The 5,295-nt window shown below is 58.8% G+C and carries 6 protein-coding genes; all 6 read right to left on the bottom strand.

Annotated elements, in window-relative coordinates:
- Window positions 1–398: 398 nt before the first annotated feature.
- The gene (locus O4H53_RS26750; protein WP_269368011.1) at window positions 399–560 is read right to left on the bottom strand and encodes a hypothetical protein; all 162 of its coding nucleotides are present in this window, start codon (window positions 558–560) and stop codon (window positions 399–401) included.
- Window positions 561–1,086: 526 nt separating this feature from the next.
- Window positions 1,087–1,617, bottom strand: coding sequence for a hypothetical protein (locus tag O4H53_RS26755; protein WP_129373464.1), 531 nt, complete (start codon window positions 1,615–1,617; stop codon window positions 1,087–1,089).
- 105 nt (window positions 1,618–1,722) lie between these two features.
- Window positions 1,723–1,977 (bottom strand): zinc finger domain-containing protein, encoded by a 255-nt coding sequence (locus O4H53_RS26760; protein WP_269368014.1) that lies wholly within the window; start codon window positions 1,975–1,977, stop codon window positions 1,723–1,725.
- Entirely contained in the window at window positions 1,970–2,602 is a 633-nt protein-coding gene (locus O4H53_RS26765) for a hypothetical protein (RefSeq protein WP_269368016.1), read from the bottom strand. The genes O4H53_RS26760 and O4H53_RS26765 overlap by 8 nt, the downstream gene beginning before the upstream one ends.
- 51 nt (window positions 2,603–2,653) lie before the next feature.
- On the bottom strand, window positions 2,654–4,477 hold the full coding sequence (locus O4H53_RS26770; RefSeq protein ID WP_269368018.1) for a ParB/RepB/Spo0J family partition protein: 1,824 nt from the start codon (window positions 4,475–4,477) through the stop codon (window positions 2,654–2,656).
- A 254-nt stretch (window positions 4,478–4,731) separates the two neighbouring features.
- A partial coding sequence (locus tag O4H53_RS26775) for a DUF3768 domain-containing protein (RefSeq protein ID WP_269368020.1) occupies window positions 4,732–5,295 on the bottom strand: 564 nt, incomplete at its 5' end.

Raw genomic sequence — 5,295 nt, forward strand, 5'->3', positions numbered from 1 at the left:
CGAGGCTCGGGGAGCGCGCCGGTCTCGCCGGCGCGCGACTAGAGCCCGGTCCCGCGCAAAACGCGGGATTTGCCCAGAGACACATACCACTTTCCAATCCGCAAAATGTTCCTGTATTGTTCCAAAATGATCCGAGAGACCTTCATCGCCCCCCTCTACACATTGCGCGTCAACAATCTGGAAGCTGCACACGCTATCAGGGTTGGTTGCGTTTGCGGTGGCGGCCCTTGGTATCTCCACGGTTTTTGGCTTAGGCAGAGATATGGGCACTTTGAGTTCCTTCGCGGCATAGTAGAAGGCTTGCGCTGCCCTGAATGTCAAAAACGGGACGTGATGGCCTGGACAATCGTTGAGGCAGCGCCGGATGAAGCCCGCCCATCGGGCGGGCTGGGACGCCGTTAGGCGTCCTCTTTCTCCCTGTTCGGCTTCGTAAGATCTCGCGCATAGCTGACTTCCACTTTGAGGAAGCCCGGAATACTCAAGACGACTGAGATGCTGATCTTGGCCTTGGTGGTTAGGGATTTCAGGATTGAACGCAAAGAAGAAATGATCTTGTTCATGGTGTTAGCTCCTATGTGATTGTCGATTGCAGCTCTGTGCGGCGGAGGCTTTAAGGGCTGGCGCACCCGTAGGGTCGCAACGGAGCGCAGCGCAGTGGAGAAGGGCTTTAGCCCTTGCGCCAGCACGGGCCGTAGCAAACTTGCTGCAATAAATCGGCATTCACATAGGAGCGGGCGGACACCTTGGCAGATGCCTGGAACGGCGCGTTCAATCCTGAAATCCCTGACCTGGCACAACGGTTGATCAAGCCGCCGATTGTCGTATTCCGGGTTGCCTCTCCCGCTAGGGTTGCTAGATTGGCGGTGCGGAACAGGCGGGGACGCCGATGGCCGCGAAGGTGACGGTCGGGGCGAAAGCTCCGGCCGCATTTCGTTTCCGGGCCGCGCAAGCGGCCCCCGGCGCGGATGCGCCAGTCCGGCCGGGTCAGGGCTTCAGCCCTGATCTGGGGGGACACCAAAAGGCAAAAAGAAACCCCGCCGAAGCGGGGCAGGTGTTTCCTTCACCACAAAGGAAAAATCAGGGGGACTACTTACCGGGAATTTGCTCGGGATTTCGGGATTTTGCAACCACCCCGTCATGCCGGATCGCTGCAATTGTCGTGTCAGTTTTACGGGTCAGTTCCACGCCATCACCTGACATCATAGCCTCGGCAAATTGCGTTTTCTTCAGGACTGCGCCATCTGCCTCTAAATAGGTAGTGTCGCCTTCGACCTCACGGGAAACCGATCCATCCGGCATGATGCGGATCCACGCACCGTTGACTTGGACAGCCAAGCCGAATTCATCCACGACAACACCCTCCCAACCAGTACCAGGATCACGGCGCAGCACGATTTGATCCGGGCGAAGCTTGATCTGAACGTCTCTCGGTTCCTCCTGATCGGCGGCTTTGACGACAACAAAAGCCTCTTGCGCTTCAGGATCGGAATGGATGGTCGCGTTAGCATTTTTCGGCGGCCACACCTTCGCTGTGTCGCGCTTCCGCCCGGATTGGTCCCGGTGAAACCCGATATAGAGCTGCGCTGATCGCCAAACCCGGACAATGTTCTGTTTCACTCTGTTTACCTCAATCCCACTGTTTTCAAATCTTCGCTAACTCAAAGGCTATGGCCTGAAACCTATCGGCTCCTGTCTGGAATACCAGAACGCCATACCGTTTCTTCAAGGTTGTTCCTGTTGTGGCCGGATGCCAACGCGCCCGCGCGGATCGACGGCCCAACCGTCACCGATGCGCTCAATACTGGCATCCGGGCCGTGCTGGTCGATGAACACGGTATCAGCCTGAAGCTTGCGGCTGACATGAAAATCGCTTGCCATGTGACCGCTTGGGCGGCGGCACCAGTTGCCCGGCGCGCGGCCACAGTCGGGGCATCGCACGGCAAGAACAGGGTGACGGTGTGCGGTGAAATCAGGCATGGGTTTCCTCCAATTCTCCAAGGCGCAAGAACAACTCGGACGCCCGCACTCGGTCCCGCATCGCTTCGGCCCGGTCTTTGTTCATGGACGCCGCAGCTTGCAGATGATGATAGGCGGCATGGCGTTCGGCCAGCGGGTGCCCGTCCGGGTCTGAAGCAATGTCGCGCGCCTTCAGGATCGTCACAAACAGGTCAGATGATGCGAACAGATTGCCAATCCGTGCGCCTGACGCATTCGTGCGTGACAGCGGAAAAGGCGGGCGTTTCAGGTCGATCCGGCCAAGACTGTAGCTGTGCAAAACGCTCAACAGATAGGACGGGTCAGCAGGGTAGGGCGCGCAATCCCATGCGCGCCGCACGGCGCTGCGCTCATCGTCAGGCAGTGCGTCGATCAGGCGGCGAGCCTCGCGCCACTTCTTGGCGCGGCCCCCGCGATCCCGCACCTCTTGCGCCTCCCACTGTTCGGCCCGCTCCTTCATTACCTGGTCCTCAGTTGGCTGTTCTTCGGCAATCTGTTCGGCAAAGAGTGGCAGGGCCTCGCGCTCTAGGCGTTGCCTGCGGCGCAGGGCGGCCCGTTTACGCGCTGTGTCGGTGAAGGCGTGGCGCGGCCAAGGCTTGAATCGCATGACACTATCTCCATCGGTGGGGCAGGGCGCTTTCGCGCCCTGCAGGTGATTTCACTCCATGCCCTCGGGCAGCCATGCGTCGATCTTGGTTGCCTGCGCCTCGGTAACGCCAAGGGCGGTGCGCAAGTCCGGATCACCGGAGAACAGCGCTTCCAGCTTCCCGGCCTTCTCGCCCTTTTTCAGCTTGCCAAAGCTGGTGGCAGTTGGATGATCTTCGGACAGGTCCAGCAGGTCGCGCCACAGGTAGTTGAGGTACGGGCCTCCGACGCGGGAGAAAAAATTCTCAGCGTTCGGTGTCCAGACCTCGCGGATATTCGGCTGCGTCTCCTTGTCGATCAGCGCAGACAGCTTTTCATCACCCCCGCGATACTGCGCGGCGAGGAAGCGAACCAATTCGCCGCGCACGTGGTCGGGGCCTTTGGCGCGGAAGGCGCGGAAGGACTTTGCAAGGTCTTTGCCCCACATATCGCGCGGCGGATTGCTGGTCAGCCGTTCATCCAGCGAATAGCCTGCGGCCTCTGTGCTGGGCCAATTCGGAACATCGGTCTTGGTGATGCCAAGCGGGCCGCTCCACCGCAGTTCATGGCTCAACTGATAGGCCAGCAGATCAATCAACAGATCGGGGTCGCGCATCACTGCATGTTGCCGCGCCCCTTGGGCAATACGGGACAGGTCGTCGCTCAGCTTTTGCGAAATGGGCGACTTCGGCGCGGCGTCACCGCCCGATTGGCTGGTCTTGCGGAGAAATCCCGCTTCGATGGCTGCAGCCTTGTCCTCTTTACGTACAAGACCCTCGTAGGTCTGCACCTCGCCTGATTGATTGACATAGAAGATTACCCCGGCAACCGCTTTTTGTTCGGCGCTGTAGGTTCCTTCCAACACGGCTTGGAGTTCAGCCAGTTCCGCCTCGCCGGCTTCGTCCAGAACGTCACCGTTAGCGAGTTCCGCCAGTTCGTCATACCGGGCCGCTTGTTCATCGGTGAGCGTCCCTTCGTCGGGGAAGATGCGTTCAAGCTTACGCTGTTCAAACTCACCATAGGGCAGGTAAGTGCTGTCCAGCGCCTCGGCCCACTTCCAGCCTTTCGCGGTGATCGCGTCACACGTCAAAGCCAGCTTGCAACGAAACAGTTCATTCAGCAGAGCCACATCATCAATGAATGTTTGCTCTGCAAACAGGTCGCGGGTCACGTGGCCGCCGTTGGTTTCGTAGTCCTCCCGCCCGACAAAAATCACTCGGCGGTCAGTATCCCGCACCGAGTCAGGTTTGAGCATCTGCTTAATCTGGTGATCGCTGTAGCCCTCGCCGCGCACCTTCTCCAACACTGCCAGCGAATTTGCTTCGTCCTCGCTGACGGTGAAGGCAGCGGCGTTTTGCAAGGTGATTTCTCCGGCTTTCAAAGCATCCAGAATTGGGTCGGGAAGGCCCGCCAACTTGAGACGCCGGTACACATGCGGCTCCGTGGCACCGAACGCGATAGCGATCGCCGCAACGGACACGCCGCGCGCAGCCATTTTGCCATAGTCACGGATTTCATCGGCGGGGTGCTGTTGCTCGCGCTGATGGTTCTCGCTCGTTGCCCACATCTGGGCGGTTTCCTGATCCGGGGCGATTTTCACCGGAACGAACGCAAATCGCGCATCGTCTTGCAACAGGGCTAGGGCGCGAAGCCTCCGGCCACCGGCCACGATGCCAACCTTGCCCGCTTCGTCACGCAGGCCAGCGAGGTTGTGGAGCAGTCCAAGTTGGCGGATATTCTCGGCCAGCGCATCGATGCCTTGAGGATTGATAACAGTACGCGGGTTCAGATCGGACACATAGAGGTCGCTATAGGGAACCAGTTCAACGTCTGCCGTGATCGACTCGTGCTTGGTCATGGGGTTCATCCTTGTGATGTGGTGAGGTTTTTTGTTATGGATGCCCCAGCCCTTCCGGGCTGAGGCGAGGGGGCTTAGGCCCCAGCGTGTGTTTTCAGAAAGGCGAGGGCGATCTTGGCGGAGAGGCCTCCCTTTCTGATCAGTTCAGCGGCTTCGCGCTTACGTTGCTGAATGATTTCAATGCTCATGGTTTCACCTCCTTCCCGGCGCGGGTTGCGCCTTCCGGGCCATTACCCAAAAGGACAGGGCCGGTATCAGTATTCGTTGGGGAAAAGCAGCGTCAGAACGCGGCGGGTGCTATCATCGTCAAGCGGATCGTCTGCGCCGAACTCATAGGATTCATCGTAGAGGTCGAACTTCCACCAGACGGTTTTGCCGCACACCTGCACTGAAGCCATGGAATGATCCCCGTGCGGGTCGTTGTCCTTGTTGAAATCCGCGAAACCAGCGACTTGAAGCTGCGCCATGGTCATGAACTCGGGGCCTTCTGCCGCAACGCCCTGGGAGCAAACGACACGCCCCTTATAGGTCGGATGCCCGCCACAGATGATTGCCGCGCGGAAAGCATCATTGGCTTTTGCGATTTGTTCCGCCTGCACGGTCAAGTTGACAACCTTTGCCGAACCGCAGTTCGCGCAAACCTCGACAATCCCCGTCTCGACCTCTTTGGAAGCCCCGCAGGTATTGCATTGAAACAGTGCCATGTTCGTTTTCCTCTTGTGGTGAAAGGTGGGCCGTTGTGGCCTCTCCCTATGACTTGATATTAGTTGCGTAGTTATCCCTAAGCAACGGATATATTTGCATTTTCCGAGGATTGT

It is taken from the genome of Sulfitobacter sp. G21635-S1, assembly GCF_027213915.1.
Taxonomy (GTDB): Bacteria; Pseudomonadota; Alphaproteobacteria; order Rhodobacterales; family Rhodobacteraceae; genus Sulfitobacter.